The sequence below is a fragment of the Maribacter sp. PR1 genome, from assembly GCF_028464145.1.
In the GTDB taxonomy this organism is placed as follows: domain Bacteria; phylum Bacteroidota; class Bacteroidia; order Flavobacteriales; family Flavobacteriaceae; genus Maribacter.
In genome coordinates, this window is sequence record NZ_JAQPCG010000002.1 from 289,977 (window position 1) to 316,666 (window position 26,690).

Below are 26,690 nucleotides of genomic sequence, written 5' to 3' on the forward strand. Positions count from 1 at the left end.
TAAATGCCAATCAATAAGAAGACAAAGATAGTAGCAACTTTAGGCCCGGCTACTAGTAAGAAAGATGTGCTAAAAAGCATGATACTGGCAGGAGTAGATGTCTTTAGGATTAATTTTTCTCATGCGGACTATGAAGATGTCAAGGAACGTGTTTCCATGATTCGTGAATTAAACGAGGAATTGGAAACCAATACTTCAATACTGGCTGATTTACAAGGACCAAAATTGAGGGTGGGCGTAATGGCCGGTGATGTCGTAGTTAGCCCCGGTGATGAGATTACTTTTGTGACAGGAGATCCTTTTGAAGGTACTGCCGAAAGAGTCTACATGAATTATAAAGAGTTCCCGCGCGACGTAAAGCCTGGAGAACGAATTCTACTTGATGATGGAAAGCTAATGTTCGAGGCGGTTTCTTCAAACGGAGAAACAGAAGTGAAAGCCAAAGTAATCCAAGGAGGGCCTTTAAAGTCCAAGAAGGGTGTAAACCTTCCTAATACAAATATTTCCCTACCTGCCCTTACCAAAAAGGACATTAAGGATGCAGAATTTGCGATTTCCTTGGAGGTTGATTGGATTGCACTTTCGTTTGTAAGGTTTAGTCAGGATTTAATCGACCTACAAAACATAATTAAAGAACATTCCGAACACAAAATTCCAATCATTGCCAAAATTGAGAAGCCTGAGGCAGTTGAGAATATCGACAAAATTGTGGCATACTGTGATGCATTAATGGTGGCAAGAGGTGATTTAGGCGTAGAGGTGCCAGCACAGGAGGTTCCTTTAATTCAAAAGAAATTGGTGCTTAGAGCTAAAAAAGCTAGAATACCGGTCATTATTGCAACCCAAATGATGGAAACAATGATTACCAGTTTAACACCAACAAGGGCAGAGGTGAACGATGTAGCCAACTCCGTAATGGATGGCGCAGATGCAGTAATGTTATCTGGAGAGACTTCTGTTGGTAATTACCCGGTACAGGTCATAGAAAAAATGGCGAGTATACTAGGAAGTGTTGAGGCATCTGAATTGATTAAAGTGCCACATGACCCACCACATGTACGTACCAATAGATACATCACTAAATCCATTTGTTATCATGCTGCCTTAATGGCAAATGAAATAAAGGCAAAGGCTATTTCTACCTTGACCAATAGCGGTTATACCGCTTTTCAAATTTCGGCATGGAGACCCAGTGCCCATATTTTGGTATTTACATCCAATAAAAGAATATTGACCCAACTAAATTTACTTTGGGGAGTGAAGGCTTTTTATTACGATAAGTTTGTTTCAACGGATCAAACCATTGAGGACGTTAATGGTATCGCTTGTAAAAAAGGCTTCTTGGAAGTAGGGGACATGTTGGTAAGTTTGGCGGCAATGCCTATAAAAGATAAGGGCATGGTAAATACCCTACGGGTAACGGAAATTGAGACTTGTAATTTTTAAGGTATATAAGTTAAAACAAATCAAAGGTCCGATGAATTCATCGGACCTTTTTTAGGTATATCAAGGTAAGCAATTCCCTTATAGGAAGTTAAAAACAAAAAAGGGAAGTACAAAACTTTGGAATTTTACATTTTTACGAGTAGGTGTACTAATTTAGGTTATAGTCTATAATATGATAGGCCCCTAGTTTTCCGAGTAACTCGGAGGAAAAAACTCTATTCTTAGGGACAGGTATAAAAACCATTTAAAATTAAAATAGAAAGAACTCTAATTTATTCGTCGCCTACTTAATTGAAAAAACAATATGTTTTCAAGGTTTTGTCCATAGTAGAAAGGTTGGATATAAATAAGCTCAACAACCTTCTGAACCTAAACCCCAAGTGGCATTGTTTTAGGGTTTCTTGAATAAGTCTAAACCTTAACTTTAGTTCTTTTTTATGAGTTGATGTAGGTGGCATAATCAAATTGATGATTAGCTTCGTACACTTAAATTCAACTCATTTTGATACTGGATTTTCTTTTGGCAATGTTGTGGAGTTTCTCCCCGTTTGGTGAGGCCAAGGTGGGTATTCCGTATGGTATGCTCAATGGGTTGAACATCTATGCAGTCTTTGTTTTTTGCTTTTTGGCAAATGTCCTTGTCTTTCCTATGATGATGTTTTTTCTAGATAAGATCAACATTTATTTCATACGGTGGCGTTTTTATAAAAAATCTGCCTTATTTGTTGCGAGAAGGGCAAAGACGGGTTCAGGTGATAAGATTAAGAAGTTTGGGTTTTTGGGATTAATGTTATTTGTAATGATACCGCTTCCCGGTACTGGTGTCTATGCAGGTAGCATTGCAGCTTATCTATTTAAAATTGAGCGCCAAAAGGCTTTTTGGGCCAATACTACGGGTATTTTCTTTTCTTCGGTCATTGTATGGTTAGCTACCTTGGCCTCCATGAAAATAATTTGACTTGGCTCTATATAAAGGATCTTGATAAATTTAAGTTCTAAAAATCAAACTTCAGCTGAAAGGAAACAGTTTCGTTTTCTGATTTAGGATGCTCCTTTTTTTCAGTATTTAGATTGGCGAGTGAAATCCCCAATAAACGTACAGAATTTTGAAGTTTATCCTGATACAGTAGTTCTTTTGCCGTTTCAATAATCAACCTTTTGTCCGATATAAAGTAAGGCAATGTTTTACTCCTTGTATTTAGGGTGAAGTCGCTATACTTTATTTTTAGCGTAACTGTTTTTCCCGCAATTTTCGATTTTTGTAATCGTCTTTCAAGTTCATTGGCAATATGTTCCAATCGTTCCAACATAAAAATTTCACTACTTAAGTTTTCATTAAAAGTACGTTCGGCTCCAACGGATTTCGGAATACGATGAGGTTTTACAGGGCTAGTGTGGATGCCACGTACTACATTAAAATAGTATTTTCCGCTCTTGCCAAAATTCGTTTCTAGAAACTCTTCAGATTTGCTTTTAAGGTCTTTCCCTGTAAAAATGCCAAGATGGTACATTTTATCTGCCGTTACCTTACCCACACCATAGAACTTTCTAATTTCCAAATCTTCCAAGAAAGCCAGGACCTCCTCTGGATTGACCGTTTTTTGTCCGTTTGGCTTGTTTATATCGCTAGCGACCTTAGCTACAAACTTATTTATGGATATACCCGCAGAAGCATTTAGCCCAGTTTCCTCTAATATGCGTTTTCTTATTTCCTGGGCAATAAGTGTTGCAGAAGGGTTACCCTTTTTATTCGTTGTCACATCCAGATAGGCCTCATCTAGCGATAAGGGTTCAACTAAGTCCGTATAATCGAAAAAGATGGCACGGATTTGCTTAGAAATCTCCTTATACCTGTCAAAACGCGCTTTTACAAAGATGAGTTCGGGACAGTTTCTCTTGGCTACTACACTGCTCATGGCACTACGGACACCGTATTTCCTGGCTTCATAACTAGCTGCTGAAACAACGCCTCTTTCGGAGCTTCCACCTACGGCAATCGGTTTACCTCTTAGGTTTGGATCGTCCAACTGTTCTACGGATGCATAGAAGGCATCCATATCTACATGGATAATTTTTCGTAATGGAAAATCATTGGACATCCTGTAAAATTAAGGTATATTTAATTTGATGGAACAGCGGAATAAAACGGCTATAATTATTGGGGCAACTGGTTTAACCGGGGGCCAGCTTCTAAATTCTTTACTTAGCGATAACCGGTATCAAAAGATAAAATTATTCTCAAGAACGAGTATCGGCATAAACTCCGATAAAATTGAAGAATTTTTGGGAGATGTCATAGACTTGGAAAACTTTGCCCTTGACTTCACTGCCGATGAGGTTTTTTGTTGTATTGGAACTACAAAATCAAAAACTCCTGATAAGGAGATGTACCGTAAAATAGATTATGGAATACCTAAAAAAGCTGTGAAATTATGTAAGGCTAATGGTATAGATACCTTTTTGGTCATTTCCGCTCTTGGAGCTAATCCTAAAAGTAAGGTTTTCTACAATAGATTAAAGGGAGAAATGGAGAATGAAGTTATGGCAACGGGTTTAAATCATACCTATATTCTGCAACCTTCGCTAATCAGTGGAAAACGAAATGAATGGCGGTTTGGGGAATGGGTAGTAAAGCAACTTTTTAAAATATTTAACCTTTTGTTGCTTGGTCCTTTAAAGAAGTACCAATCTATTCATCCTGATGAAATTGTAAAATGTATGATTTGGTTGGCAAACAATAAACCGATTGCCGGAAGAATTTCCTCAGAAAAAATTAAAAAACTGGCAAAAAATGCTTGAGATAGAACGAAAATTTTTAGTTGATTCAATGGTGTTCATAGAAGGAGCTATTTCCAAGACCAAAATAGTCCAAGGATTTTTAAACACTCATCCAGAGAGAACCGTTCGTATCCGGATTAAGGGTGAGAAAGGTTTTATTACAGTAAAAGGAATATCAAACGATTCAGGTACTACAAGGTTTGAGTGGGAAAGTGAAATTGATATTAAAGATGCCGAAAAGCTTTTGCAACTCTGTGAAAAAGGGATAATAGAGAAAACTAGATATTTAGTGCCGATAGGAAATCATGCTTTTGAAGTTGATATTTTCGATGGAGAAAACAAGGGCTTAATTCTCGCTGAAGTAGAACTCAATAACGAAAACGAATCAATACAAAAACCAAATTGGCTAGGAAATGAGGTAACAGGTGATGTTAGATATTATAATTCTCAACTTAGTAGTAACCCTTTTAAAACTTGGTAATATGAAATGGATGTATTATTTATTGATTATCTCAATTTTCACGGCTTGTGGGGAACCAAAATTGGATAGGGAAATCGACAATCAAGTTGAGTACGTTTCCAAAACCATGTTGGATATTAAAAAAGAGCTGGTCGATAGGGGATATGAGGTGTTTGATTATGTGGACGAGGAGACCAAGGATACGGTTTTAATGCAGCAGTATTTTATTGCGTTTTTAAAATCAGGCGCAAATCGGAGTCAATCTATACAAGAGGCCGATAGTCTTCAATCTCTTCATTTGGCTCATTTGCAAAAAATGTACGAACTTGGGTATGCGGATATCTCAGGACCTTTTGGTGATAATGGAGAAATTAGAGGCATAACTATATACAACACACCGAATCTGGAAATGGCGGACAGTTTGGCGAACAATGACCCAATGGTCAAAGCCGGTAGATTGGTCATTGAAATTCACCCCTGGTGGGCCGCAAAAGGGTATTCTTTGAGATGACCTATTTTAAGAGTTCAATTTCTTTCGTAAACCCTTATCTACTAGTTTCCGTACTTGAAGTCCTATAGATTATCCAGTTGCTTTTTTGTCTGTAGGCTTTCCTTCTTATTTTAAATACCTTTTTTAGTAAATAGGGAACTATACCTAATAAAGAGAATGTTATCCCTAACAATAGCACGGAATACCCATTTGAAAAAAGTGCTCCACTCGATAAAATTCCAAGAATCAAAATTGTTGATAAAGGAAAAGATAACGCTAGGATATTAACGCCAAAGGTCGCATTAAAGGTTTTTTGCTTTTTTCTGATATCCATTTCTTGACTTCCTACAACTGCAATATGCGAGAAGGGCCAAAAGCTACATGCACTTAAACCAAAGGAAAGTAGGACAAGGATATCTTTCTGAATTGTAATGTTGGCAACTATAATAAAAATACCAGATACCACGGAAACAAATCCTGCTCTAAGAAACAACAAGGAGAAGATTTTAAATATTTGTTGTTTCTTTATTTTTACTGCTAGGCCTATAAACAGCAGTACCAAAGGGGTCATAATAACGCTGAGCCTTGTAAGCGTATCGCTAATGATAAATGGCAATGACTCCATTTTAAAACCAAAAAATACCAAAATCAAGGCAATGACTATAAAGATATTTACGGGTTCGGAGATCATTGCCATTGTCAAAGACTTTAATTTCGAAGCTCTAGACTGATTTGTAATAGCTCTTTTGCTATAGTACCAGTTCATGGCTACGAGATATAAAATGATTAGGACAAACACTTTGTTGCCCAAATCTGCCATCGCAGCTTTTGCTAAATATTCTTCACCTAAAAATTCAAGAATAAAAGGAAAACAGGAAAGACCAGGAGCCAGCGAAGGAACGAGTAATCTAGCGGTTCTATATTCTGGAGTACCCTTTTTAATTCCTGTTAGAGGCATCAAGTAGGGGAATAAAAGAAATAGGACTACGTTTAACCCAAGTGCCAAAATCGGTAAAGAAAGCAAAGCGGCATCTATTTTAACACCGATAAGCGCAATAAAAATGGTTGCCGGCAAGGCAAGGTTTAGTATTATTTTTTTGATACCGGTTAACTCCTCTTTGGATTTAAACTTGTATTTGAGAAGTAGACCTATACCAATAAATAATAAAAAGGTAAAGGTTTTTTGAAGGGTGTAATCCATCTTTACGCCAATACGTCTGTTAAAGCAGCCGTAAATATTTTCATTTCCTCCATGGTGCCCATGCTTACCCTACACCAGTTTTTCCCCATAAACTCAAAAGCTCTAACACCAACTTTCTTGTCCGTCATTTTTTCTAAAAATAGTTTACCGTCCATTTCAATAGGGAAGATTATAAAACTTGTGGAAGAGGGAACATAATCGTAACCTAGTTTAGATAGGCTCTTATAAACGTATTCCCTAGCTGCAGCATTTTTAATTCTAGATGATTCTTGGAATTCAATATCATCCATACTTGCCATCGCAGCGAATATAGAAGTATACGATATGCCCATACCGCCTCGTGTTATTTTTTGGATTTTTTCCAGTGTGGATTCTTGGGCAACGACATAGCCCACGCGAAGTCCTGCCATTCCATGTATTTTTGAGAATGTACGCGCTATAATAACATCTTTACCTTCGTTTATTAAACTAACCATACTTTGTTTAGCACCATCTTCTATAAACGCCAGATAAGCTTCATCTATGAAAACGGGTACCTTTTCAGAAACTCGTGAACAAAAGTCAAGTAATTCATCGCTATCCGTAATACTCCCTGTTGGGTTGTTAGGATTACATATATATACTAATTTGGTTTCAGAATCTATGGCCTCCTCCATGGCCTTTAGGTCATGGGACCAATCTTCTTTTAAGGGAACAGGTTTCCAACTGGCTCCAGTAGCCTGTGCAACTTGCATAAGGGACATGTAAGAGGGGTCAGCTGAAACTACATTGCCTCCATTTAAAAACAGCACCATGCCGGTTTTTTCCAATAGATCCGAAGAACCAGGGCCCATCATAATATGCTTTGGACTTACTCCTTCCTCCTCGGCAATTTTATCAATAAGATCAAACAGCTCGCGCCAGGCATATCTATTTCCCTTGACAGCAACTTTTTTTAAGGCCTCTATGGCCTTTGGGGAAGGCCCATAGGGATTTTCATTGGCATTTAATTTCGCCAAAAGTTTAGATTCCTCTGGAAACTTATCGGGTATAAATTCCTTAAAGAATGGACTATACAAAGCGTTGCCTTCTAAATTTAAAGGGATATTTACTTTTGGGACTTCAGCAAGACCTAAATGCGGGAAAAGAGTAACTCCCCCAGCTGTAAGTAATCCTGTCTTTAACCAGTTTCTACGATTTAATTTTCCTGTTTCCATTAGTTCTATATGGTTTAATTAGCTATAGACACCAATTTAGAAATAGGTCATTCCAAATCCTATCCTAATAATATAAAAATCAAGGGGTTAAATCTCGTAAAATGTAGAATTAAGCAGGGTAAATTATGGATATGATAATGAAAAGATTAAAAAACGGGGTTATTTTGCGAATATCCCATCCTTTTCAATCAAAGGAATGTTTATAAGGTTTTGCTCGCTTACCGTACCTTTTTCAAAAACAAAACGCTTTTCATAAAGTTTATTATCAGCGTAGTAGGTAACAAAAAACTCGTTATTTAGTCGAAGAACTTCTTCTTGTACAAGTTCAACTTTTTCAAAGGTCTTGGCACCAATAAGTCCGATAGCGTGACGCATAGTAGAGGTTTTGACCTCGTCATCATAACCTTTGGAAACAATAATAGCCATTTCAATAGGGGTGGTTCGATTATTGATGATATAGGCGTTCCAGTCTTTAGATAGAAATTCATCGTTCCATTCATGGATCAAAGCGATATAAACATCCTTGGCAATAGGTATTTCTATATCTTTTTTCAATCAATTTTTGTTTAAGGGATTAATACATAAAAAAGAAAGTAGAAACGCTTTCTTTACTATACCTATAAGGCACTCTTAAATTGCTCCAAGAATCTGATATCGTTTTCACTTAATAGTCGAATATCACTGATTTGATGTAATAAAAGAGCAATTCTATCAATTCCCATTCCGAATGCAAAACCGGAATACACATCAGGATCAATTTCACAATTCTTCAATACATTCGGGTCCACCATTCCGCAACCCATTATCTCGAGCCAACCGGTTCCCTTGGTCATTTTGTAGTCGGTTTCAGTTTCCAACCCCCAATAAACGTCCACTTCTGCACTAGGTTCCGTAAATGGAAAATAGGAAGGACGTAATCTAATTTTAGATTTTCCAAAGAGTTCCGTTGTAAAGTATTGTAATGTCTGCTTTAAATCTGCGAAAGAAACATCCTTATCAATATATAGGCCTTCTACTTGATGAAAAAAGCAATGAGATCTTGCGGAAATAGCTTCATTTCTGTATACCCTGCCTGGGGAAATTGTTCGTATGGGAGGTTTGTTGTTTTCCATATACCTTACCTGTACTGAGGAAGTATGGGTTCTTAAAAGAATATCAGGGTTTGTCTGTACAAAGAAAGTATCCTGCATATCCCTAGCAGGGTGATATTCCGGTAAGTTAAGCGCGGTAAAATTGTGCCAATCATCCTCTATTTCGGGACCTTCGGAAACATTGAAACCAATTCTGGAAAAAATGTCTATTATTTTATTTTTTACAATTGATATGGGGTGCCTTGCACCAAGTTCCGTTGGGTTTCCAGGCCGTGTAAGGTCGCCAAAAAGCTTTTCTTCAGTCTTCATATTTTCCAAGGACCGCTTTAATTGCTCCACCTTTTCGGTAGCTGCTTGTTTAAGGTGGTTTATGGTTTGACCGAATTCCTTCTTCTGTTCATTAGGGACATTTTTAAACTCCGCAAAGAAGTCGTTTAAAATCCCTTTTTTACCCAAATATTTTATCCTGAAAGCTTCTACTGCCTCAAGGTTATCCGTAGTAAAGGAAGATACTTCTGCTATTTGCTCCTTTATTTTATCAATCATATGGCTTGATTAAAGCAGCAAATTTAAAACTTTTAAAAAAGGTAGGATATCTTTTTACAGATTAAGATATTTTATAAAAGTGTATAGGTTGACTTTCAAGAATGGAGTCCAATTCTTTTGTTGTATTTAGTCTAGGTGGTAAATTTCCATGATTTCCTTTAAAATACCTTCAAAATCTATATTTAAGTCGATTAATTTTCCAGAATGAACATCGAATACCCATCCATGAACCGTAAGTTCCCTTTGTCTAAATGCTTTCTGAACCACTGCGGTTTTGATAAGGTTTACACATTGCTCTTGTACATTAAGTTCAACTAGCCGATCATATTTTTTTTCTTCGTCTTCAATAGCATTCAATTCTTCTTTATGGAGTCTATATACATCTCGTATACAACGAAGCCATGGATTTAAAAGCCCAAGATCAGCGGATTGCATTGCGGCTTTTACGCCTCCACAGGCATAATGACCACAAACTAGAAGATGGTTTACCTTTAGATGTTCAACGGCATATTCGACGACGGACATAGCATTGAGGTCTATATTGATGACCATATTGGCAATGTTACGGTGAACAAAGACTTCACCTGGGCTTAAACCCATAAGTTCTTCTGCAGTAACCCGACTATCGGAACAACCTATATACAAAAACTGTGGACTCTGTCCTTTGCCTAAATCATCGAAGTAATTGGGATGTAATGAAAGTTTATCCTTTATCCATTTTTCATTGTTCTCAAATACTTTTTCTAAGCTCATTTGTTCAGAGGGTTAATGTTATGGATTGGAAAGATAGCTTATTATGTCAAAAAAAAGCCAATGTTCCTAACATTGGCGATTTTAAGTATCTGATGGTATAATTAATAGAATTCAACGGCACCCGAGGATACATTGTACATAGCTCCCACAATCATAACCTCTCCATTTTCTTCCATTTCAGCCAAAACTTTACTTCTTTCCCGAATATTTTCAATAGTAATCTCCACATTTTTCGCCGAAACATTATCTACAAACTCTAGGTTACCTGAGTTTCTTTGGCTTTCATCTTTTGGTTCTTTTACTGCAGCGACAGCAGGCTCTATCTTATTTATCAAAGCCGTAAGATTTCCCAATCTCGCATGATCACAGGCCCCTTTAATGGCGCCGCAACTCGTATGACCAAGGACTACGATTAGTTTAGTGCCTGCTAATTTACTGGCAAACTCCATACTACCTAGGATATCCTCGTTCACAAAATTACCTGCAATCCGAATACTAAAAATATCTCCAAGTCCCTGATCAAATACCAATTCAGCAGAAACTCGCGAATCGATACAGCTTAAAATAGTGGCAAAAGGAAATTGCCCTTCACTGGTGTCGTTCACCTGCTCCAAAAGGTTCCGGTTAGCTTTTAGGTTGTTTTGAAATCTTTGGTTACCCTCTTTTAAAAATCGCAATGACTTTTCAGGAGTCATTGTTGCTTGGGTTTCTTTTGTATGTGCTTTCATTTTTCTTTTTTTGGTTACTAGCTAAGGCTCAAATCTGATTTTGGCTTTTTATCAAAAAACTCAACAAAACTCTCAGGGTTTTCCACTACCCCTCTTTTGGAGATTAGTTTAATATCTATATTGCGCTCTTTGGCCTTAAATCTAAAATCTTCGAGAATTTCTATAATATCGTTATCGAGATACCGCGTATTTAGAACATTAAGTTCTAAATACGTGTTTTCGGGAAGACTATGCAACTCTTTTAGAATGGCTCCTTTGTTGAAAAAGGTGACCTCCTCGGCCAAGGTCATCTTTATCCTTGGTGTTCCGTTGCTTTTGTCTTCTATATGTAAAAAGTGGGAATTTTGGTAACTTTTCAGTAGGATTACAATAATTCCAACGGCTAGGCCAAGACCTATACCTACTAAAAGGTCAGTAAATACGATACCTACTACTGTAACAAAAAAAGGTACTGATTGTTTCCATCCTAAATCGTACATTTTTTTGAAGAGCGCCGGTTTTGCCAATTTATAGCCCACAATAAATAATATGGCGGCAAGTACGGATAGCGGTATTTTATTCAATAAAGTTGGAATAAGAATTACGGAAAACAGTAGTAAAAAACCATGCACGATAGCGGACAATTTGGTTCTACCACCGGATTGTATATTTGCTGAACTTCTTACAATTACCTGGGTAATGGGTAAACCACCAATCAGACCTGAAAGAATGTTACCTGTTCCTTGTGCCAATAACTCCCTGTTTGTTGGTGTAACATTTTTGTGTGGGTCCAATTTATCGGTCGCTTCTACACAGAGCAAGGTTTCCAAACTCGCAACTAAAGCTATAGTGAAACCGGTTACCCAAATCTGAGGGTTTGTAATAGCTGAAAAATTAGGGAAGCTGAATTGGCCAATAAACGAATTCAGATCATCTGGAACAGGAACACTTACCAAGTGGGACTTGGCAATGGAGAAAGTATCGCTATCTTGTGTAAACGCATAAAAAAGAATACCCAAAACCACTGCCACCAAAGGTCCTTGAACCACTTGAAAGAACTTCGCTTTTTTAGCCAAAACATTGTCCCAAACTATAATTACCAATAGGCCCACGATTCCAATAATCATAGAACCTAAAATTAGATTGTCGAAAATATGATATATGGCGGAGAATGTATTCTCTCCTGTAGGCTCAAGAAAACTATCAGCTCCCTCCGGTTCGGCATCATAGCCAAAAAAATGGGGTATTTGTTTTAGTATGATAATAATTCCAATCCCCGTTAGCATACCCTTAATGACAGAGGAGGGGAAATAATACCCAATGACACCTGCTTTCAAAACCCCGAACAAGATTTGTATTATTCCTCCTAAAACAACGGCAACCAGAAAGTTTTGATAACCACCTAGGGTTCCAATCGCAGTGAGTACAATAGCGGCTAATCCTGCTGCAGGACCACTAACTCCAATCTTAGACCCACTCAGCGCCCCGACAACAATACCACCAATAATACCGGCAATTAAACCTGAAAATAATGGTGCGCCACTGGCTAATGCAATACCTAAACAAAGGGGCAACGCTACAAAGAAGACTACGATACTCGCTGGAATATCACTTTTTAAATGTTTAAACATAAATATTGAAGTCGTTAGGTCATCCAAACAAGGAAGACTGATTAATTAATAAAATAAATTTCACGGAAAAAAACCTATGATTTTGGGGGAGGTAACGAAACTTCTGTATTGCTTGAAGAAAAACTTTCTATATTATTTTTGAAAACCAAGGAGTTTTGAGGTATGGGAAAGCTGAAATCGTGATTATAAGAAATAAGAAAAAATTCTGTTTCTAAAAATTCTGTTGTTTCTTGTTTCTCCTCCTCCTCATTTAAATCCATAACAATTTGACTCTTGTCACCAAGCTCTAATACAGTTAAAATGGAAGGAGCTAAAATGGCAACCAGTAATGAAATTGATAATAAATAGATAAAAAAGGTTTTCAATAGTAAGCGGTTAGGTTAATCACTAATATACAAGAATGGATATAGATTCCTGTTAATTTTTATTAAAAATCTTTTAATAGTTTAAGTTGGTTTACTGGCATCCAACCTGTTTTGCCATCAGCAAGTCTAATTTTGGTGTAATTGTTTAAACTATCCACTACATTAACCTTGGTGCCGGAATGTAAAACAAAAATTTCATCACTGGCTTCATTGGGTTCTGAACTTACAGTTACTTCATCAGCAAAGATTATGGCGGGATTGTCCGAGGTAAAAGAACTCATCTCAATTGAAGCGAAAACAATAAAAACTACACATAGAAACAGCGCTATAATGCTACTAATAAATGCAAGTCGTTTTTTTGTGGAATATTGAAAATAGTAAAAAGCGATATATAAAATAACAAAAAGCAGCATACAAAGAACACTAGCATAAGCCCATTCGTCAAAAGTAAGTGAGGAAGTGATACTTTTGTATATCCTTGAAAACCCAGTTTTTGGCAAAGTTTCTATAGCATCAAGTGTCATATTTTGGGCATAACCTAAATTGGTTTTTACTTCTGGGTCATCTGGATTTAGCAAAAGGGATTTCTCATAGAAATAGATACTCTCAGGAATTTCATTTAACTTGTAATACGCATTGCCCAAGTTATAGTATAATGCTGCCGAGTGTTCATTACTTTCCAATATGGAGTTATATAGGTCTATAGCTTTTTCGTAATTTCCATTGTTGTAGGCTTCGGTGGCCTCATCAAAAAGGACATCATTCTGGGCACTCGAAATGAATCCCATTAGCAAACCAAGTAGTAGTATTAATTTTTTCAACATGGTTATAATTGTTTATCCATTAATGAAATGACCTCACTTGCCTTATCATAATCCCTTTGCATTTCCACCTTTGAGAATGGACTATATCTTGCAGCTTCACAATTTTGCAATAGACCTAAGAATTCGTTTACTGTTGATTCTTCGATTCCCTTTTTTAATAATAATTCTGAAATTTTATCCTTGCTAAACTCTGAAGTTTCAATCTTTAGTTTTGCTTTAAGATAGTTATGTAAGGCTCTTTCGAGAGCAACATAGAAAGCCTCCTTATTTCCTAGCTCCTTCCTCGCAGCTGAAAGATATTTTTTGGCCAATTTATTGGCTCGCTTTACTTTGTTACCTACAACATCTTCGGCAATGGCATCCCTTTTCTTTCTAAGAAATATAGCCAAAGGAATCAAAAGTAAAGGACCAAATAGCAACCAATAATACCTAGCGGAACCAAAGAAATAAGAGGTCCCTTTTTGTGCAAGGTTCGGTGATAATTTTATAAAATTGAATTGATTGCCATTGGTTACCACTTGCTGTTTGCTTGACTGTCCAACAATAGGATCGGTTAAGTTACCTCCATTTGTTGGCCCCTCAAGAACATTGATCAAAACCTCCTCAGAATTCAGGGATTCATATTTTTCGGTCTTTGGATTAAAAAAACTGAAGGAAATGGATGGTATAGGATATTTCCCCCTAAAAGCAGGAACTATGGTATAACTGTTGCTAACTTTTCCCTGCATTCCACCGAGATTTGTTCTTACCTCTTCAGTAAATTCTGGTTCATAAACCTCCAAAGCGCTTGGAAGTTCTGGTTCTGGGAGTTTAAAAAGTTTTAGATTTCCTTTACCGCTAACTTCAACAATAGCCTGAAGCGATTCCGTTGCATTAAGGCTAGTTTTAGAAGTGTTTACGGAAAATTCAAAATCTCCAACGGCACCTGTGAAATCCGCAGGTTGGTTGGCAACAGGTAAACTTTTCACATTGATTACCCTATTTCCGGCGGAAACAGTTTTATTAGTTTGTGAATAAATTCTACCTCCAAAAAAATCCCTTTGCCTTGTGGGCACATCAACCGTAACATCCAAGGAAAGCGGTTCTATTTCCAATTTACCCGCTTTTTGAGGGTAGAGAACCACCCTTTTTAGGACCACATAACGGTAGGGTTTGCCTTGGTAGGTCCCATTTTGTGCCGAAAGTCTGGAAACCTTAATATCCTGACTCCAAAAATTATTGTATTTAGGGTTATCCAAGGGTTGATAATTGGATACGCTGATATTAGGGCTTACGTATAGTTTATAAACAACACTAATGGCCTCGTTTAAATAGGGGTTTGTCTTGGAAACTTCTGCAACTAAATGTAGATTTTCGTCCGCCACATCGTCTGCGGTCATCTCATCACTAGGTTTATCAACCGCAGCTGTAACTTCGATTTCTTTCGGTAAAGACTTATACGTTTTGCCTTCTATAACTATAGTGGCCTGCTGAATGGTGAATTTACCCTGTGCTGTTGGCGCTAAGGTGTAAGAATATGTTTTAGAGTAGCTTCTAACTCCGTTGATCCAGGAGGAACTAATGGATTGGGAAGGTCCCATGAGCACTCTAAAACCGTTAAAATCCGGGGGATTAAAGTTGTCCCCGTCTTTATTCATTGTAAAGTCTACTCGAAGACGCTCATTAAGGCCAAGTTTTGGTTTGCTTAATTTCATTTCAAAGGTGACCGCTTCCTCTTCCTGTCCTCGCAGGAGGATGGAAAAGAGAAATAATGGAACCAGAAAAATAAACTTTTTAGACATCATGCGTTTTTACCAATCTTTTTCATTTTTGACTTTCGCGCCTTTTACTTTTTTGGCGTCTATTTTTTCTTGAACTTGTTTCTCTGCGTTTTGCATGGCCCTTAAGAGATTTTCCACTTGCTGTTTAGAAAGTTGGTTGGGTTTCCGCTGAGGCTGGTCTTGAGGTTGGTCTCCTTGCTCCGGTTTTTTCTTTTGTTCTTCTTTTTGATCTCCGTCACCCTCCTTGTTTTCATCTTTCTTTTCATCACCTTGATCTCCCTGGTCCCCTTGGTCTTTCTTATCTTGGTTTTGATCGTCTTTATTGTCCCCTTCCTTGTCTTGATCTTGGTCTTTTTTATCCTGTTGATCCTGCTGATCTTTGTTCTCGTCGTTTTTATCCTTGTTTTCTTCCTCCTCTTTTTTCTGCATTTCTTTGGCCAAGGCAAGATTGTATCTTGTTTCGTCGTCGGTTGGGTCGTTTCTAAGGGCTTCCTTATAAGCTTCAATAGCTTTAGGATATTCCTTGCGCTTCATAAACACATTGCCCATATTATGATAGGCTTTATGCTTTTCCTCTTTGGATGATGTAGCTTCTCCTGCTTCCTTAAATCTGCCAAATGCTTCGCTATACGTTTCTTGGTTATAATAGGCAGTACCCAAATTATATGGGGCAGCCGCATTCTCAGGACTCTCCGCAATCGCTTTTCTATAATCTACTTCGGCCTGAACAAAATTATTTTCTGACAGGTTTTTGTTGCCATCCCAAGTGAGGTTTGTAGAGTTCTTCAGCGCTTTTGCTTTTTCTTTTACATCTTCTTCTTGTGCTACTATGAAAGTGGAAATGAATAGGAGTAAAAATGTTGTAATCAGTTTTCTCATTTTATTCCGGATGTTTATCGTTAAACAAATTAAGCCGCTTCAACCATTTTGTCTTCCGGTCCAAGATAAAGATTTCCAAAAATAGGAACAATAAGCCAGCTCCCAGAAACCATTGAAATTGGTCTTTATATTCCGCAAATTGTTTGGCTTCAAACTCTTTCTTATCCATTTGAAGCAGCTCCTCCTTTATAAACTCTACAGCGGCATCTGTGTTGGAGCCATCGATATATTGTCCGTTGCCCTCGTCGGATATTTCCATGAGGACATCTTGGTTTAACTTGGTAATGACCGTAAGGCCTTGGGCATCCTTTTTCAAGGATTCCATAATACCGTTTCTTTTTATAGGGATAACAGATCCTTTTGGGGTTCCTACCCCAATGGTATAAATAGTAATACCTTCCTCAACGGCTTCTTCTACCGAACTCATGGTCGATTCTTCAGAATGATCCTCACCATCCGAAATTATAAATAGCACCCTATTGGTCTGTTCCTCATCGTCATAAAAAGTTGTAGCCAATTCTATGGCCTCATTGATAGCTGTTCCTTGTGAGGTAAGCATATCCGTGTTCATACTTTGCAAAAACATTTTGGCGGCGCCATAATCGGTGGTAATAGGTAATTGTGGAAAGGCTTGACCAGCATAAGCTATAATTCCTATACGGTCACTGGCCAATTGATTAATGATTTCTGAAACCAATCGTTTTGCCTTTTCCAACCTATTTGGTGCAATGTCTTCTGCCAACATACTTTTGGAAACGTCCACGGCAAACACTATGTCCACTCCTTCCCGCTTTACAGTTTCAAGTTTGGTGCCTATTTTAGGGTTAACGAGGCCCATAATTAATCCGGAAAGCCCCAAGAGGAAGAAAATGAGTTTTAGAGTGCCTTTATAGTATGATCTAGTAGGGGTCAATCGTTTTAACAAGAAGCTATCACCAAACTTCTTTTGTGTTCTTTTTTTCCAAATAAGGAGGAACAGGTACAAGACTATGAGCACCGGTATGGTGAACAATAAATAAAAATATATTTTCTCGTCGAATTGAATCATGTTCTAAATAAAGCTTCTAAATAAGGTGTTTCTCAAAATCCATTCCAAAAGGAGTAGGGCACCGGCAATTAAAATCCAAGGCCTAAACTTCTCCTCATAGCGGTAATATTTGAATTCCTCTATATCCGTTTTTTCCAATTTGTTTATTTCGTCATAAATTTCTTCCAAAGTTTCATTATCCGTGGCCCTAAAATATTTTCCTCCCGTTACATCGGAGATGCTTTTCAATAGGTCTTCATCGATTTCTACTTGTCGCATTCCATATCTAAATGAACCATCTGCGTTGTAGGCAATGGGGGAAAGGGCATTTCCATTGGTTCCCAAGCCAATGGTATAAGTTTTAATATCGAACTCAATAGCAAGATCTGCTGCCGTTTGTGGTTCAATAAACCCGGAGTTGTTTACACCATCCGTCAATAAAATAATAATTTTACTCTTAGCCTTACTTTCCTTTAATCTATTTACGGAGGTGGCTAATCCCATACCAATGGCGGTACCATCCTCTAACTGACCATATGTAATCTCCCTTAGAGCATTTAAAACAATATTTTTATCGGTAGTAACGGGTGTTTTTGTATATCCTTCACCAGCATAAGCCACGAGTCCAATACGATCGTTAGGCCTCTTTTTTATAAAATCTGCAGCCACTTCCTTAAGGGCCGAAAGGCGGTTTGGCTTAAGATCTCTAGCCAACATACTCGAGGAAACATCGATAGCCATAACAATATCGATTCCTCTTGTGGTTTTGGTGCGCGTAGAAATATCTTCTGTTTGTGGTCTGGCCATCGCCACGATAATGGCGCTTAACGCCAAAAGCCTTAAAATGAATAGCCCAGGTTTTAGCTTTGGCAAAAAACTTTTATGTTGAAAACTCTTTACTGTTGCAATCTTAAGGGCCGCGGTTTCTTCTTTTCGTTTAAATATATACCAAAGTATCGCTAATGGCAGTAGAAGAAAAAGCCAAAAGAAATCCGGATTTGCAAATGATATATTTTCTAACATTAAACTTCTGTTTTTACCTCAACACTGGATAAGATTCTCTCCACTATTTCCTGTGCGTATGTATCATCATCTAACCATGTAAGGATAACATTTTGTTGGAAACCTTTTCCGCCAAAAAGTAATACCGTGTATTGCCCCTTGACCAATTCGTCTGAATCGGGTATTGCAAAATCTCCACTACCATAGACTTTTAACCCTTTTACGCCACTCACGGTTGTAAACTCCTCCTGTTTGGTAATTATGTTTTTTGTGCCTTGCGATTCAAACCCCTCTATAATTTGTTCTACCGACTGTTCAAACGCGGCTTCGACATCTTGGTTCATTGTTATTGAAGTCGTTGCCACCGTAAATAAACCGATAGGGCTATGATAACCAAAGGCTTGAATATCCTGGATATTTGCTTTGGCCTCTGGTGGTAGTTTTACCTCTTGCCTAACCAAAACCTGTGGAGTTTCGAGAATTATTGGGGGATAGCCATAAGAACTGGAAATCCAATCACCTTCCAATAATTCTTTGGTGGGATGTCCCAGTACCGTATCTTTAAGATAGGTGAAGCCAAATTTGAATCCTGCGACGAGTATTCCCAATACGATAACACCCGCCAGGGTAGATAAGCCAATAATAAGTTTCTTTTTTTGCTTTCTTCGATCTAGTTCCTCCAAATATTCCGCTTGCTGCATTAATTCTTCTTCGGTAGGTTCCGGTAATGCATCATGGGTTCTAACTACAATTTGCTCAACCAATTTTCGGTCCTGTTCAGCGACAGAGGTAGAAGGCTTGGTTCTCGCAAATTTGACCAAATCTGCCGTTTGCAAGATATTCTTGAATTGTTGTATGGTATCTTGATCTAATTCCAACTCTCCAGAATCACTTAAAAGTTCCAGTTTTTCAATCAATTGACCTGTAGTGCTCTCCAATGCGGATACATGGGCATCTTCCTCTAAATAAGAGCGAACGATAGTGGTAAGCTCGGAATAATACTCCTTGAACTCGTCCTGAATCAGATATTTCGAGTTTTCCAGTCGTTTTAACTCTAACAGGGCTCTATCATATGGGGGCAATAACGCTTCCTTTTCTTCTTGTGTCAAAGGTTTTTTACGAATAAAGAACCAGTAAACCAATCCACCAAGGAGGAACAGAACCAATAAACCGATCACTGCATATCTCCACCAATCCGTAAAACTTTTATCCACATTGATCAATGGTTTTATGTCGTACATTTTTTGGGCGACCGTGTCCACGGGAACGGTTTCAACGTTGATCATCATGGAGTCCGTAAAATAACCTAAGCCATTAATCTCTATTCTTTGTGTTGGTAACTTATAGGAGCCCGAATCGAATTGGGTAAGCGCATAAATTTTTTGAAGTGTAAGCCTATCTTGTTTTTTGGTGGTATCGGTAGCAAATGCTTCCACGGTTTCTAAGGGAGAAAATGTTTGCCCCTCAGGGAAGATAACCTGGTCCGTAGAATCGACTTCAACCAAAACCTTCCAATTAATCTGCTCTCCAATTTTTATAAAGGTGGTATCCACCGACGTGGAAATTTTGGGCTGGTCCTGTGCAGTGCCAATTAAGCAGCATAAAAAAAGACAAAAAGCAATAGCATACTTTGCCCGAGACAAAATCGCAATATGTTTACCGTCTATCCTTTGCATTTTCACTATCCTCTTCTTTTAAAATATCCCAAAAGCTTTTTCACATAGCTTTCATCTACCCTACAGTCCAATACTCCGCAACCCGATTTTGTAAAGGTTTCCTTGAAATAATTGACCCGTTCCCTGTAAAAATCAGTATAGGAATTACGGACTTTTCTAGATTGTGTATTGACCAATTGCAGCGCACCTGTTTCGGCATCCATCATTTGTACAACACCAAGGTTTGGAATCTCTTCCTCACGTTCATCATAAACCCTAATTCCCGTTACATCGTGCTTATTACCTGTGATTTTTAAGGTTTTCTCGTAATCGGAAGCAATAAAGTCGGACAAGACAAATACTATCGCCTTCTTTTTCATAACATTGGTAAGGTATTTCAGAGCCTCCGCAACATCAGTTTTATTACTATTGGGCTTAAATTCCAACAACTCTCTTATAATTCGGAGCACATGGGTCTTACCTTTTTTGGGAGGTATAAATAGTTCTACTTCGTCGGAAAACAGAATAACACCTACCTTGTCATTATTTTGTAGCGCACTAAAGGCAAGAGTCGCCGAAATTTCTGTTACAATTTCGTTTTTAAATTGATTCTTAGTACCAAAGAATTCGGAACCACTAACATCTACCATGAGCATCATGGTCAATTCCCGCTCTTCTTCAAAGACTTTTACATAGGGTTCGTTATATCTTGCGGTAACGTTCCAATCAATGCTACGGACGTCGTCTCCAAATTGATATTGTCTTACCTCACTAAATGTCATTCCCCTACCCTTGAACGTAGAATGATATTCCCCACCAAAAATATGGTCGGACAGACGTCGCGTCTTAATTTCAATCTTACGAACTTTTTTGAGTAATTCTTTGGTATCCATTTTTTTCAGTAAACAGTAATTAGTGAGCAGCGATCAACAACAAAATCATTATTCTCTTTAGATTGAAAAATGAATTCTTAAGTGAAAACCGTGAACTGATTTATGGTACTTCTATTTCGTTTACAATCTTATTAATAATTTCCTCAGAAGTAATATTTTCGGCTTCGGCCTCATAGGTGATGCCCACTCTATGTCGTAAAACATCATGAACGATGGCCCTTACATCTTCTGGAACCACATACCCCCTGCGCTTAATAAAAGCATAACATTTTGCAGCAATACCCAAATTGATACTACCACGAGGAGAAGCTCCAAAACTGATAAGCGGTTTAAGGTTTTCTAGGTTATATTTTTCAGGATACCTCGTGGCAAAAATGATATCAAGAATATATTTTTCAATTTTTTCGTCCATATAAACTTCACGTACTGCCTTTTGCGCGCTTAGGATTTGTTTTAACGAAACTACGGGTTTAACTGTTTCATACGCCCCCAAAAGATTCTGACGCATTATCAATTGCTCCTCATTCATTTTTGGATAATCGATAACGGTTTTTAACATAAATCGATCAACTTGAGCTTCCGGCAGGGGATAGGTGCCTTCCTGTTCCACAGGGTTTTGTGTAGCCATAACCAAAAAAGGCTTATCCAGGATAAATGTTTCGTCACCAATGGTCACCTGCTTTTCTTGCATCGCCTCCAATAAGGCGGATTGCACTTTGGCAGGTGCCCTGTTAATTTCATCGGCTAGAACAAAATTGGCGAAAATGGGACCTTTTTTTATGGAGAAGTCATTTTCTTTCATATTATAAATAAGAGTTCCTACGACATCTGCAGGTAAAAGATCCGGTGTAAACTGAATTCTGCTGAAACTCCCCTTAACGGCTTTGGCCAAAGTATTGATTGCTAAGGTTTTTGCTAGTCCAGGAACCCCTTCCAATAAGATATGTCCTTGGCCCAATAGCCCTATCAATAATCTTTCTACCATGTGTTTTTGACCCACAATAACCTTGTTCATTTCCAGAACAAGTAAATCTATAAATGCACTTTCCTGAGCTATCTTCTCATTGACCGCATTTATGTCTACAGTTGTATTTTCTTCCATGTATTAGGTAATATTTTCCGAAATTTAGCTAAAAAATTAACAGTTGTGCAAATTGAAAATTAATTAGTTGAGTAGCTGTTAATGATAGGTTAAAAAAAGCCTCAATGCCCTATTTTTGTGAAGTATTTAAGGTATTTCTTTTTAATTTAACTTCCTTATGAAAAGCACCACAGAATATTCCAGAATAATTGCCGGTACCATGACATGGGGCAAATGGGGAAAAAAGCTTTCTACAGAAGAAATAATCGGTCTAATGAACCAATGTTTGAATTTGGGAATCACCACTTTTGACCATGCCGATATTTATGGAGATTACACCAATGAGGAAGCCTTTGGTACTGCCTTTTCAAAAAGCGATATTCAAAGGGAAAACATTCAATTGATAAGCAAATGTGGGATACAATTTAAGGTGGAGACTAGAAATAATAAAGTAAAGCATTACAATTATAAAAAAGACTATATTATTTGGTCCGTGGAGCAGTCCCTAAAAAAATTGAAGACCGAATATTTGGATTTTTTGCTGTTGCATAGGCCAAGTCCGTTGATGGATCCTGATGAGATATCCGATGCCGTTTCCAAATTGAAACAGGATGGTAAAATCAAGCAATTCGGTGTTTCCAATTTCACGCCTTCACAGATTAAATTATTGGAAACTTCCATACAAGTAGAGGGAAATCAAGTGGAATGTTCATTGACCAACAACGTGGTGATGGATGACGGTACTTTGGATGATTGTATCATAAATGAACGCATGGCCATGTCTTGGAGTCCCCTTGGGTCTTACTTCAATCAATCGTCAGAACAAAGCGAGCGAATTAAAAAGGTAATGAATCAGTTAATAAAGACATACGGGGCTTCCGAAGATCAGCTATTGCTTGCTTGGATTTTGAAACATCCGGCTAGACTATTTCCAGTGGTGGGGACAACGACCCCGGAACGACTTAAATTAGCGATGAAAGCCGTGGATATCAACATTGAACAAGAAGATTGGTTTCTTTTACTTGAAGCCAGTAAGGGAAAGGAAGTTGCATAAAAGGGAATAAAAAATAAAAAATGAACAGAACAGCATTTATAACAGGAGCGACAAGTGGGATAGGAAAAGCGACAGCGGAGATTTTTGCTAAAAATGGTATAAATCTTATTTTATGCGGTAGACGTAAGAACCGTTTAGATCAGTTGCAAAAGGAATTAAGTAGAGCGGTAAAGGTCTTTACCTTACAATTTGATGTAAGGGACAAGGAAGAGATTCAAAAAGCAGTGGATTCCTTGCCCAAAGCATTTTCAAAAATTGATATTCTCATAAACAATGCGGGAAATGCCCATGGACTCGATTCGATCGAAGAGGGAAATATGGAGGATTGGGATGCGATGTTGGACATCAATGTAAAAGGATTACTCTATGTATCCAATGCTATTTTACCTCAAATGATCGAGAGAGAAGCCGGTCATATCATTAATATTGGTTCCACGGCAGGTAAGGAAGTATATCCAAAAGGTAACGTTTATTGCGCCAGTAAACACGCGGTGGATGCCATAAATCAAGGAATGCGTATCGATTTAAACCAGTATGGTATACGCGTAGGGGCTGTCAATCCAGGATTGGTGGAAACGGAATTCAGCAACGTGCGATTTAAGGGGGATGATGAAAGGGCCAATAATGTTTACAAAGGTTTTGACCCCTTAAAACCAGAAGATATAGCTGATATTATTCACTTTGTCGTTACTCGGCCCAATCATGTGAACATCGCAGATCTTGTAGTAATGCCTACTGCACAGGCCTCCTCAACTATTGTCAATAAGAAAGTATGATCAATAAACGCTTACTTGTTAAAAACTTGCTTGCTCACAACGATGAAAATAGTTTTTACGACAAAAAGCGTTTTATTACTATAGGAGAAAAAGAGGGCAAAGCAAAATTCCTGAAACATGTATGTGCACTAGCCAATAGCAACCCTAAAAACAATTCCTTTATTGTTGTGGGAGTTGAGGATGAGGACAATACCATCGTAGGTGTAGATTTTTTTGATGATAGCAAAATTCAAAATTTAGTAAACGCCTATTTAGATAACCCGCCATTAATTTCTTATGAGAATATACCATTTCCTCAACTTGAGGAAGGGAAAGTTGTTGGTTTGGTGACCATTAGATCTATTGGAAAAATATGTTCACTTCGTAAAAATATCTGGAAGTACTATGGTGGTTCTGTTTTCTTTAGGGAGGGTAGTATCAGCCTGCCAAAAACCTATGGAATAGAGCTTAAGGATACTAATTCCAATACTGTTGCTACCATAGAGCAGCATGCAAGGAACAACATTGAATTAACTTTGGATGGTGTCATAGATTTTCTTAACAACCGACATAAAGATTTGGAGAGCGATTATAAAGTGTTCAAGGAACAGTTTGTTGTTTGTTGGGCGGGTAACACCAAGGTGGTCAAAGGGCAAACCTATTATAACAGAGTGGATATAGAACTCATAAACGAGCAAGTAAAACTATTTTATTCCAATTTGGATGAAGTCACTATTTCATTAGACGAGAATTCTTTTTCTACCATGGAATATGTTCATTTAGGACTAGGGTCAAAACAAAAATACTACCCATTGGAGAAAGTGGTCATACGATTTAAGGACAATGGCACCTATAAAATTGAATCCAAGCTCTTGTTTCAACCTCCACAATTTGATAGAAAAACCCTTTTTCATGTCTATAATAGTAGCAATGCACTGCTATTAAAAATAAAGAATAACACCCCTTTGAAATCTATGGAAAAAGAGGATCTAAACTATTTAGCGGATACTTATTTAATATGTTATTTGAACGGTTTTGAAGAAGCTAGAAGCCAAATGGATTTGGCAAAGAACTTGATAAAGGATAAATACCCCGAAACCTATACTTCATTGAAGGAAGCACTTCGAATACTTAGAAAGGTAAAATACAATTGATTAGACATTAATAATCCAATAGTGACCATAGGGCTTCAAATAAAAATCTTTGTTTGCATTTAAATTAATTGGCTTTCCTGTAATAAGATCAATCGAAGCATCACCGGTTAAAATCCCGATGGATAAGAGCCATGAAATATCCAATGTTTGTGAAACTTCATCGAAATTCGAGAATACCCATACGGATATGTCATCAAGCTTTCTTTCAAATACAAAAATGTGGGGATTGGGAGCTTCGTGAAGTATAACATTATTCTGATCTTCAAAAACAGCATGCTCCTTACGGACTGAAATCATTTTTTTTAGGGCCTTGTAAACGGAAGTGGCCGGTCCTTCAGAGCTGTTCAATTTATCAACTACTTGCCAATTGTGTTTAGGTCTGTTCACCCAACGATTATCGTTTTTATGTTTTTTATCTTCTAGAAAAGTGTAATCGTTCAGTGTAGCTATCTCATCACCAGCGTAGATTAGGGGTATACCTCCATAAGATAGTATTATACCGTGAAGCATTATAATTTTATCAATAGCGTAACCAATACTTATTTGGTTATTTTGTTCTAATGCAGCTTCCAGCCCCAAAAGCGATGCGGCGCTCCCAGTGATACGTCCGTCTCCATTTTTGGGATTATACATAAACATAAGGCCTTTGGCTGGAGACCATTCCAAACGACCACAATAATAGTTTAGAATAAATTGTTTGTGTGGATTTGGTTCCCATCCCATGGCCCTGACATGTTCATCATCATAACCGAGTCCAATATCATCGTGGCATCGAATATAATTTATCCATGTAGTATCTAAAGGTTTACTTGGGATTCCCTTTAAGCTCTTGTGCATAAGGGAGCATTTCTTAGTGGCAATTGAATTCCATAAAAGAGCCATTAATGAAGCATTGTAAGCAATCTCACACTCGTTTCCCTCATATTGATTTTCACCAAAATATTTAATAATATCCCTTGGGGCAACAATGGCCTCTGCCAATAGAACGACACCTGGCGCTAGTACTTGAAGGCACATTCTGAATAAGGAAACAAGGGCATGGGCTTCTGGCAAGTTTTGGGAAATTGTTCCTAATTTTTTCCATAAAAAGGCCAGGGCATCAAATCGGATTACATCCACACCCATATTCGCCAAAGCCATTAAATTACCCAACATTTCCAAAAAAACATCTGGATTTCTATAATTAAGGTCCCATTGGTACTTATTGAATACGGTCATGACCCATTTATCCATTTCCTCGATGTAGGTAAAGTTACCAGGAGCCGATTCTGGAAATATTTCAGGTAGGATTTTTTCGAATTCATCGGGTGTAGTTCGATCCTCAAAGGTATAGTAGTAGTTCTGATATACCTTATCGCCTTCTTTTGCTTTTTTTGCCCACTCGAATTCATCGGAAGTGTGATTAACCACAAAATCCAGCATCAGAAATATATTGTTCTCCCGAGCTTTTTTTGATAGTTCCAAGAAATCTTCCTTGGTCCCATATCTGCTATCAATTTCGTGGTAGCTATTAACAGCATAACCACCGTCATTTTCGCCTGAAGGTCTAGCGGTTATTGGCATTAGATGCAGAAAATTGATTCCTAAATCTTCAAAATAGGATAGTTTTTGTTGTAAGCCCTTTAAGTCCTTGCTAAAACGATCAACATACAATTGCATACCTACGAGTTGTTCGCTCTGATACCAATTACCTTTCTGTAATCGTTGTAAATCTTGTTTCTTTAAATCGTCAGGTCTTTTTTTGAAAAGAGCCTCTAATCTTTCTGGTAGTTTTTCCGAAAATATACTTTTATCTACATCAGGATATAATGAAAAGAACAAATCCTTGATATAAGCAAGGTTGGTATAAAATCTTTGTCTGAATAAATCCGTTGCAGTTTTGGAGCCCTTTCCGTATATATTTTTGGAGGCTAGTAATTTATGCAATGCAGCTTGGTTCATT

At 37.7% G+C, this 26,690-nt stretch carries 26 protein-coding genes; 8 read left to right on the forward strand and 18 right to left on the reverse strand.

Features of this window, described 5'->3' with window-relative positions; genetic code table 11:
* The first annotated feature begins 3 nt into the window (after positions 1-3).
* The gene (gene pyk, locus PP182_RS04900) at positions 4-1,446 is read left to right on the forward strand and encodes a pyruvate kinase (RefSeq protein ID WP_272650219.1); all 1,443 of its coding nucleotides are present in this window, start codon (positions 4-6) and stop codon (positions 1,444-1,446) included.
* A 526-nt stretch (positions 1,447-1,972) separates the two neighbouring features.
* Positions 1,973-2,404: a COG2426 family protein gene (locus tag PP182_RS04905; RefSeq protein ID WP_419197722.1), complete on the forward strand. Its 432-nt coding sequence runs from the start codon at positions 1,973-1,975 to the stop codon at positions 2,402-2,404.
* A gap of 37 nt (positions 2,405-2,441) precedes the next feature.
* Here PP182_RS04905 and dinB read toward each other — a convergent pair whose 3' ends face one another.
* Positions 2,442-3,545, reverse strand: coding sequence for a DNA polymerase IV (gene dinB / locus PP182_RS04910; RefSeq protein ID WP_272650221.1), 1,104 nt, complete (start codon positions 3,543-3,545; stop codon positions 2,442-2,444).
* A 28-nt stretch (positions 3,546-3,573) separates the two neighbouring features.
* On the opposite strand from dinB, the gene PP182_RS04915 reads away from it, so the two are divergent.
* From PP182_RS04915 to PP182_RS04925, 3 genes are read left to right on the forward strand one after another with little or no spacing between them, the layout of a single operon-like run.
* Positions 3,574-4,245 (forward strand): NAD(P)H-binding protein, encoded by a 672-nt coding sequence (locus PP182_RS04915; protein ID WP_272650222.1) that lies wholly within the window; start codon positions 3,574-3,576, stop codon positions 4,243-4,245.
* Complete coding sequence (locus PP182_RS04920; protein WP_272650223.1) at positions 4,238-4,705, forward strand: CYTH domain-containing protein; 468 nt, start codon at positions 4,238-4,240, stop codon at positions 4,703-4,705. Before PP182_RS04915 ends, PP182_RS04920 begins: the two co-directional genes overlap by 8 nt.
* A 1-nt stretch (position 4,706) precedes the next feature.
* The gene (locus PP182_RS04925; RefSeq protein WP_272650224.1) at positions 4,707-5,195 is read left to right on the forward strand and encodes a YciI family protein; all 489 of its coding nucleotides are present in this window, start codon (positions 4,707-4,709) and stop codon (positions 5,193-5,195) included.
* 34 nt (positions 5,196-5,229) lie between these two features.
* Here the strand turns inward: PP182_RS04925 and PP182_RS04930 are convergent, their stop codons facing one another.
* From PP182_RS04930 to PP182_RS05005, 16 genes are all read right to left on the reverse strand, one after another.
* Complete coding sequence (locus tag PP182_RS04930; protein ID WP_272650225.1) at positions 5,230-6,375, reverse strand: permease; 1,146 nt, start codon at positions 6,373-6,375, stop codon at positions 5,230-5,232.
* 2 nt (positions 6,376-6,377) lie between these two features.
* Entirely contained in the window at positions 6,378-7,571 is a 1,194-nt protein-coding gene (locus PP182_RS04935; RefSeq protein ID WP_272650226.1) for a pyridoxal phosphate-dependent aminotransferase, read from the reverse strand.
* Positions 7,572-7,730: 159 nt separating this feature from the next.
* Complete coding sequence (locus PP182_RS04940) at positions 7,731-8,126, reverse strand: hypothetical protein (RefSeq protein ID WP_272650227.1); 396 nt, start codon at positions 8,124-8,126, stop codon at positions 7,731-7,733.
* A gap of 62 nt (positions 8,127-8,188) precedes the next feature.
* Entirely contained in the window at positions 8,189-9,208 is a 1,020-nt protein-coding gene (gene pheS, locus PP182_RS04945) for a phenylalanine--tRNA ligase subunit alpha (protein WP_272650228.1), read from the reverse strand.
* A gap of 126 nt (positions 9,209-9,334) precedes the next feature.
* Complete coding sequence (locus PP182_RS04950) at positions 9,335-9,961, reverse strand: carbonic anhydrase (RefSeq protein WP_272650229.1); 627 nt, start codon at positions 9,959-9,961, stop codon at positions 9,335-9,337.
* 101 nt (positions 9,962-10,062) lie between these two features.
* Positions 10,063-10,689 (reverse strand): carbonic anhydrase family protein, encoded by a 627-nt coding sequence (locus tag PP182_RS04955; protein ID WP_272650230.1) that lies wholly within the window; start codon positions 10,687-10,689, stop codon positions 10,063-10,065.
* A gap of 17 nt (positions 10,690-10,706) precedes the next feature.
* A complete protein-coding gene (locus tag PP182_RS04960) occupies positions 10,707-12,299 on the reverse strand; it encodes a SulP family inorganic anion transporter (protein ID WP_272650231.1) in 1,593 nt (530 codons plus the stop codon).
* A gap of 74 nt (positions 12,300-12,373) precedes the next feature.
* On the reverse strand, positions 12,374-12,664 hold the full coding sequence (locus PP182_RS04965) for a hypothetical protein (RefSeq protein ID WP_272650232.1): 291 nt from the start codon (positions 12,662-12,664) through the stop codon (positions 12,374-12,376).
* A 62-nt stretch (positions 12,665-12,726) separates the two neighbouring features.
* Entirely contained in the window at positions 12,727-13,488 is a 762-nt protein-coding gene (locus PP182_RS04970) for a tetratricopeptide repeat protein (RefSeq protein WP_330097976.1), read from the reverse strand.
* A 2-nt stretch (positions 13,489-13,490) separates the two neighbouring features.
* Entirely contained in the window at positions 13,491-15,269 is a 1,779-nt protein-coding gene (locus PP182_RS04975) for a BatD family protein (protein WP_272650515.1), read from the reverse strand.
* A 9-nt stretch (positions 15,270-15,278) separates the two neighbouring features.
* Positions 15,279-16,127: a tetratricopeptide repeat protein gene (locus tag PP182_RS04980; RefSeq protein ID WP_272650233.1), complete on the reverse strand. Its 849-nt coding sequence runs from the start codon at positions 16,125-16,127 to the stop codon at positions 15,279-15,281.
* Position 16,128: 1 nt separating this feature from the next.
* The gene (locus tag PP182_RS04985; protein ID WP_272650234.1) at positions 16,129-17,175 is read right to left on the reverse strand and encodes a VWA domain-containing protein; all 1,047 of its coding nucleotides are present in this window, start codon (positions 17,173-17,175) and stop codon (positions 16,129-16,131) included.
* Between the two features lie 3 nt (positions 17,176-17,178).
* Positions 17,179-18,177, reverse strand: a complete 999-nt coding sequence (locus tag PP182_RS04990) for a vWA domain-containing protein (RefSeq protein WP_272650235.1) — start codon at positions 18,175-18,177, stop codon at positions 17,179-17,181.
* Positions 18,177-19,832, reverse strand: a complete 1,656-nt coding sequence (locus PP182_RS04995) for a hypothetical protein (RefSeq protein ID WP_272650516.1) — start codon at positions 19,830-19,832, stop codon at positions 18,177-18,179. The genes PP182_RS04990 and PP182_RS04995 overlap by 1 nt, the downstream gene beginning before the upstream one ends.
* Positions 19,833-19,837: 5 nt before the next feature.
* Positions 19,838-20,704, reverse strand: a complete 867-nt coding sequence (locus PP182_RS05000) for a DUF58 domain-containing protein (protein WP_272650236.1) — start codon at positions 20,702-20,704, stop codon at positions 19,838-19,840.
* A gap of 100 nt (positions 20,705-20,804) precedes the next feature.
* A complete protein-coding gene (locus PP182_RS05005; protein ID WP_272650237.1) occupies positions 20,805-21,806 on the reverse strand; it encodes an AAA family ATPase in 1,002 nt (333 codons plus the stop codon).
* A gap of 157 nt (positions 21,807-21,963) precedes the next feature.
* On the opposite strand from PP182_RS05005, the gene PP182_RS05010 reads away from it, so the two are divergent.
* Genes PP182_RS05010 through PP182_RS05020 form a run of 3 tightly spaced genes read left to right on the forward strand, consistent with a single transcriptional unit; the run spans position 21,964 to position 24,748 of the window.
* Positions 21,964-22,839: an aldo/keto reductase gene (locus tag PP182_RS05010; protein ID WP_272650238.1), complete on the forward strand. Its 876-nt coding sequence runs from the start codon at positions 21,964-21,966 to the stop codon at positions 22,837-22,839.
* 20 nt (positions 22,840-22,859) lie between these two features.
* Complete coding sequence (locus PP182_RS05015) at positions 22,860-23,615, forward strand: SDR family NAD(P)-dependent oxidoreductase (protein ID WP_272650239.1); 756 nt, start codon at positions 22,860-22,862, stop codon at positions 23,613-23,615.
* On the forward strand, positions 23,612-24,748 hold the full coding sequence (locus PP182_RS05020; RefSeq protein WP_272650240.1) for an ATP-binding protein: 1,137 nt from the start codon (positions 23,612-23,614) through the stop codon (positions 24,746-24,748). The genes PP182_RS05015 and PP182_RS05020 overlap by 4 nt, the downstream gene beginning before the upstream one ends.
* Here PP182_RS05020 and PP182_RS05025 read toward each other — a convergent pair whose 3' ends face one another.
* A complete protein-coding gene (locus PP182_RS05025) occupies positions 24,749-26,689 on the reverse strand; it encodes an amylosucrase (protein ID WP_272650241.1) in 1,941 nt (646 codons plus the stop codon).
* Between the last annotated feature and the right edge of the window lies 1 nt (position 26,690).

Bases quoted from the DNA above. Each gene is read 5' to 3' on its own strand.
- dinB (WP_272650221.1), bottom strand. From the start codon at position 3,545: ATGTCCAATGATTTTCCATTACGAAAAATTATCCATGTAGATATGGAT.
- PP182_RS04955 (WP_272650230.1), bottom strand. From the start codon at position 10,689: ATGAAAGCACATACAAAAGAAACCCAAGCAACAATGACTCCTGAAAAG.
- PP182_RS04950 (WP_272650229.1), bottom strand. From the start codon at position 9,961: ATGAGCTTAGAAAAAGTATTTGAGAACAATGAAAAATGGATAAAGGAT.
- PP182_RS04935 (WP_272650226.1), bottom strand. From the start codon at position 7,571: ATGGAAACAGGAAAATTAAATCGTAGAAACTGGTTAAAGACAGGATTA.
- PP182_RS04995 (WP_272650516.1), bottom strand. From the start codon at position 19,832: ATGCAAAGGATAGACGGTAAACATATTGCGATTTTGTCTCGGGCAAAG.
- PP182_RS04975 (WP_272650515.1), bottom strand. From the start codon at position 15,269: ATGTCTAAAAAGTTTATTTTTCTGGTTCCATTATTTCTCTTTTCCATC.
- PP182_RS05000 (WP_272650236.1), bottom strand. From the start codon at position 20,704: ATGGATACCAAAGAATTACTCAAAAAAGTTCGTAAGATTGAAATTAAG.
- PP182_RS04925 (WP_272650224.1), top strand. From the start codon at position 4,707: ATGAAATGGATGTATTATTTATTGATTATCTCAATTTTCACGGCTTGT.
- PP182_RS05005 (WP_272650237.1), bottom strand. From the start codon at position 21,806: ATGGAAGAAAATACAACTGTAGACATAAATGCGGTCAATGAGAAGATA.
- PP182_RS05010 (WP_272650238.1), top strand. From the start codon at position 21,964: ATGAAAAGCACCACAGAATATTCCAGAATAATTGCCGGTACCATGACA.
- PP182_RS04960 (WP_272650231.1), bottom strand. From the start codon at position 12,299: ATGTTTAAACATTTAAAAAGTGATATTCCAGCGAGTATCGTAGTCTTC.
- PP182_RS04915 (WP_272650222.1), top strand. From the start codon at position 3,574: ATGGAACAGCGGAATAAAACGGCTATAATTATTGGGGCAACTGGTTTA.
- PP182_RS04905 (WP_419197722.1), top strand. From the start codon at position 1,973: ATGTTGTGGAGTTTCTCCCCGTTTGGTGAGGCCAAGGTGGGTATTCCG.
- PP182_RS04930 (WP_272650225.1), bottom strand. From the start codon at position 6,375: ATGGATTACACCCTTCAAAAAACCTTTACCTTTTTATTATTTATTGGT.
- PP182_RS04970 (WP_330097976.1), bottom strand. From the start codon at position 13,488: ATGTTGAAAAAATTAATACTACTACTTGGTTTGCTAATGGGATTCATT.
- PP182_RS04985 (WP_272650234.1), bottom strand. From the start codon at position 17,175: ATGATTCAATTCGACGAGAAAATATATTTTTATTTATTGTTCACCATA.
- PP182_RS05020 (WP_272650240.1), top strand. From the start codon at position 23,612: ATGATCAATAAACGCTTACTTGTTAAAAACTTGCTTGCTCACAACGAT.
- PP182_RS04980 (WP_272650233.1), bottom strand. From the start codon at position 16,127: ATGAGAAAACTGATTACAACATTTTTACTCCTATTCATTTCCACTTTC.
- pheS (WP_272650228.1), bottom strand. From the start codon at position 9,208: ATGATTGATAAAATAAAGGAGCAAATAGCAGAAGTATCTTCCTTTACT.
- PP182_RS04990 (WP_272650235.1), bottom strand. From the start codon at position 18,177: ATGTTAGAAAATATATCATTTGCAAATCCGGATTTCTTTTGGCTTTTT.
- pyk (WP_272650219.1), top strand. From the start codon at position 4: ATGCCAATCAATAAGAAGACAAAGATAGTAGCAACTTTAGGCCCGGCT.
- PP182_RS05015 (WP_272650239.1), top strand. From the start codon at position 22,860: ATGAACAGAACAGCATTTATAACAGGAGCGACAAGTGGGATAGGAAAA.
- PP182_RS04920 (WP_272650223.1), top strand. From the start codon at position 4,238: ATGCTTGAGATAGAACGAAAATTTTTAGTTGATTCAATGGTGTTCATA.
- PP182_RS05025 (WP_272650241.1), bottom strand. From the start codon at position 26,689: ATGAACCAAGCTGCATTGCATAAATTACTAGCCTCCAAAAATATATAC.